We start from the raw sequence: 4121 nt of genomic DNA, 5'->3' as shown, positions 1-4121 counted from the left end.
CTTGCCGCCGCCGCCAGCGCAGTAATCCAGCACACGCGCTCCATCCGGCACAGCAATACGGCGCACAGCCCGTTGCGATGCCGCGTCCTGCAATTCGACCAGTCCTGACAGATAAGCGGCCGCGGTTTTGACACGGCGCGGGTTACCGGTGACACGCAGACAGCCTGCAACATCCGGATGCGCCACGGCTTTCACATCGTCCTTGGCAAGCGCATCCGTGGCCGCTGCCACCGATCCCTTGCGCATGTTCACGCGCAAGAAGACGTCGGCACGGCCCTGCTGGACCTGTGCGACCGCCTCGGCGCGTTCACCCAGGCTTTCCTGCCACAGCGGCCAGAGCCAATCCGGCAAATCGCAGCGGGCGGCAGCAGAGAGCGTCAGCGGCGTATCCAACGCCGCCATTTCCTCTGCCGTAAGCGGGTCAGGTGCGTGGCCATCGCCGGAAAACAGCTCTGCGATGTGCCAGCCTTCGCGCTGCGCCAACCGCTGCATCAACTGGCGCCCGGTTCCGTCACCCAGCGAGCGTTTCGCGCGCAGCACGTCAAAAACATGATCGCGCACCGCAACGCGGTCTTTGGACCCCGCAAAGCGGCTGCCCCGCGCCCAGGCTGTCAGCGCCTGCTCAGCGACAGCGCCCGCCTGTATCTGGTCCAAGACCGCAATGGCTGCGGCCACACGTGCGCCGGGGGTCATGCCCTAGCCGACCCGGTAATTCGGGCTTTCACGGGTGATCTGCACGTCGTGAACGTGGCTTTCCTTGAGCCCCGCACCAGTGATTTTCACGAATGTGCAATTCCTGCGCATCTCGTCAATCGTGGCGCAGCCGGTATAGCCCATCGCCGCGCGCAGACCGCCGACAAGTTGGTGCACAACAGCATGGGCCGAGCCTTTGTAGGGCACCTGCCCCTCAATCCCCTCGGGCACGAGTTTGTCACTTGCGGCCTCTTTCTGGAAATAGCGGTCAGCAGACCCGCTGGCCATTGCCCCGAGACTACCCATACCGCGGTAGGACTTGAACGACCGGCCCTGATAGAGGATCACCTCGCCAGGGCTTTCGTCCGTGCCTGCGATCATTGAGCCGACCATGGCGCAGGACGCACCCGCCGCAATCGCCTTGGCGAAATCGCCCGAGAATTTGATGCCGCCATCAGCAATCACAGGCACATCGCCTGCACCTGCGGCGCAATCCATGATCGCGGTCAGTTGTGGCACGCCGACACCCGCCACCATCCGTGTCGTACAGATCGACCCCGGCCCGATACCGACTTTTACCGCATCCGCACCCGAACCGATCAGCGCCTTCGCAGCCTCGCTTGTCGCGATGTTGCCAGCCACGATCTGCACTTCGTTGGACAGCATCTTGGCGCGCTCAACAGCTTTGGCAACACCTTCGGAATGGCCATGGGCGGTATCAATCACGATCATATCAACGCCTGCATCCACAAGCGCCTGGGTCCGTTCAAAACCGGCATCGCCCACACCAGAGGCCGCAGCGACACGCAAACGGCCCAACCCGTCCTTGCAGGCCATCGGGTTCAGCACTGCCTGCTCGCTATCCTTGAGCGTCAACAGACCGGTCAGCTTGCCTTTATCATCGGTGATCAACAGCTTTTCGATACGGCGCGCCTGCATCAAGGACCGCGCCTCATCCAGATCGGCCGGTTCGCGCAGGATCGCCAGATTATCCGTCGTCATCATCACGCTGACAGGTGTGTTATCGTCTTGGGCAAAGCGCATGTCACGGTTGGTGACGATGCCGACAACCTTGCCACCCTCGCCGACAACGGGAAAACCTGTGATCCGGTAACGCTCCATCAGGGCTTTGGCATCGGCCAACGTTTGATCGGGGCGCAGGGTGACGGGGTTGTAGACTGTCCCCGAGACAAAGCGTTTGACCCTGCGGATTTCCTTGGCCTGATCATCAATATTGAGGTTCTTGTGGACGACCCCGATACCACCGGCCTGCGCCATGGCAATCGCCATGCGGCTTTCGGTCACGGTATCCATTGCGCTGGACAAAAGCGGGATATTCATGCTGATGGATTGGGTCACGCGAGTGCGTGTATCTGCCGTGGATGGCAGCACACTGGACGCCCCCGGCACCAACAGAACATCATCAAAGGTGAGTGCCTCGCGAATCTCCATCAACCAGTCTCCTTTGTCGTGGTATCGTTGGCACGTCCCTATTGCATGGATAGTGAAGAACCGAAAGACCTAACTGGGTGAAAAGCAAGCTTGTGACTGGTCAAGAATGTGACCACTGTCGCGCTTATGGGGGAACGCGGCGTGACAATCGGAACAGCGGCCAAACGGTTCGCGCGCGTGGCCTCCAAGCTGCTGGCGGTCTTTGTACTCGTTTATCTCGCAAAAACGGGCATTGATTTCCTGATGGCAAAAATCGCGATGTTCGAAACCGACGAAGCCGCGCGTATGATGACCGGGCTGCTGATCACCGTGATGGTCGGATACGCGATCCTTCTGGCGGTTCCCTTTGTGCCCGGGGTCGAAATAGGCATCGCCATTCTGGCACTCGAAGGCGCGCAGGCGGCACCATTGGTGTATTTCGCCACGATCTGCGGCTTGGCGCTGGCCTTCTGCATCGGGCAATACGTGCCGATGGTGCGACTTATCAGGTGGTGCGAGGATTTCTATCTGGCGCGGATTGCGCGTTTACTGCAACGAATCCACGAAACCCCGCGCGAAGAACGGCTGCAAGCGATGCAGAACCGTCTGCCCAAGTGGCTTACCCCGATCTTATGCAACTATCGCTACGTCACGCTTGGGCTTGCGATCAACCTGCCGGGCAATGTGGCACTTGGTGGCGGTGGCGGGATCATGCTGGCCGGTGGGCTCAGCCGGCTGTTCCAGACCCGGTACGCGATTTTGACGATTATCTTCGCGACACTGCCTGTGCCTTTGTCCGTCTGGCTGCTGGGCACCGATGTCCTGCACTAACATGCCGCTGCTCATAGTCATTATGACGGATACGGGCCTTCTCTTTATGCGGACAGACGCTACATTCGCGGCAAGAACAAACAGGCGCATAACATGTCCAAAGATCCTCTCGTCATTTTCACCCCCTCCGGCAAACGCGGCAATTTCCCAGTCGGCACCCCTGTCCTGACAGCGGCGCGCCAGCTGGGCGTTGATCTTGATAGCGTCTGTGGCGGGCGCGGCATCTGTTCCAAATGCCAGATCACGCCCTCTTATGGCGAATTTTCCAAACATGGTGTGACCGTTGCCGATACCGCGCTATCCGAATGGAACAGCGTCGAGCAACGCTATGATGACAAACGCGGCCTGAAAAAAGGGCGTCGTCTGGGCTGTCAGGCCACGATCCAAAGCGATGTGGTGATCGACGTGCCCGCCGAAAGCCAGGTGCACAAGCAAGTCGTGCGCAAACGGGCCGAAGCGCGCGAGATCATCATGAACCCGTCAACGAAACTCTACTACGTTGAAGTGGCCGAACCCGACATGCACGACCCGTCGGGTGATCTGGAGCGGCTGGTCGCGGCACTGCGCCGCGAATGGAACCTGCCCGCGCTCGAAGCCGATCTCGGGGTGCTGAGAACCCTGCAAAAGGCACTGCGCAAAGGTGAGTGGAAAGTCACCGTCGCCGTGCATCTTGGCGATGCGGTTTTCAGCCCGCGCATTATCCAGATCTGGCCGGGCTTTTATGAAGGCACGCTGTACGGGCTGGCCGTCGATCTTGGCTCGACCACTATTGCCGCCCACCTTTGTGATCTGCAATCCGGCGAGGTTGTCGCCTCATCGGGCATCATGAACCCGCAAATCCGTTTCGGCGAAGATCTGATGAGCCGCGTGAGTTACGGGATGATGAACCCCACCGGTTCGGACGAAATGACCAAAGCGGTGCGCGAAGGCATGAACGCGCTCTTCGTGCAAATCGCGTCCGAGGCAGGCATTGACCGCAATCTGATCATGGACGCGGTCTTTGTCTGCAATCCTGTGATGCATCATCTCTTTTTGGGCATCGACGCCTACGAATTGGGGCAAGCTCCCTTCGCGCTGGCCACATCCGAATCCATCTCTTTGCGCGCAACCGAGCTTGATCTGAACCTGCACCCTGCCGCGCGGGTCTATATCCTGCCCTGTATCGC

The 4121-nt window shown here is 60.0% G+C and carries 3 protein-coding genes and 1 pseudogene; 2 read left to right on the top strand and 2 right to left on the bottom strand.

Going from position 1 to position 4121, the window contains the following annotated elements; translation table 11 throughout:
- Both VGP75_RS05865 and guaB read right to left on the bottom strand, forming a co-directional pair.
- Nucleotides 1-693 (bottom strand): annotated as a pseudogene (locus tag VGP75_RS05865) (RsmB/NOP family class I SAM-dependent RNA methyltransferase); the annotation flags it as partial.
- Nucleotides 694-696: 3 nt separating this feature from the next.
- Nucleotides 697-2145, bottom strand: a complete 1449-nt coding sequence (gene guaB / locus VGP75_RS05860; RefSeq protein ID WP_327542759.1) for an IMP dehydrogenase — start codon at nucleotides 2143-2145, stop codon at nucleotides 697-699.
- Nucleotides 2146-2286: 141 nt separating this feature from the next.
- Here guaB and VGP75_RS05855 point away from each other — a divergent pair, with 141 nt between their 5' ends.
- Nucleotides 2287-2955 carry a hypothetical protein gene (locus VGP75_RS05855; RefSeq protein ID WP_327542758.1) on the top strand — a complete coding sequence of 223 codons (669 nt, stop codon included), beginning with the start codon at nucleotides 2287-2289 and terminating at the stop codon, nucleotides 2953-2955.
- Nucleotides 2956-3048: 93 nt separating this feature from the next.
- Nucleotides 3049-4121: ASKHA domain-containing protein (locus VGP75_RS05850; protein WP_327542757.1), on the top strand; the 1073-nt coding region annotated here is incomplete at its 3' end.

It is taken from the genome of Yoonia sp., assembly GCF_036007805.1.
In the GTDB taxonomy this organism is placed as follows: Bacteria; Pseudomonadota; Alphaproteobacteria; order Rhodobacterales; family Rhodobacteraceae; genus Yoonia.
This window is presented reverse-complemented; position numbering and strand designations above follow the sequence as displayed.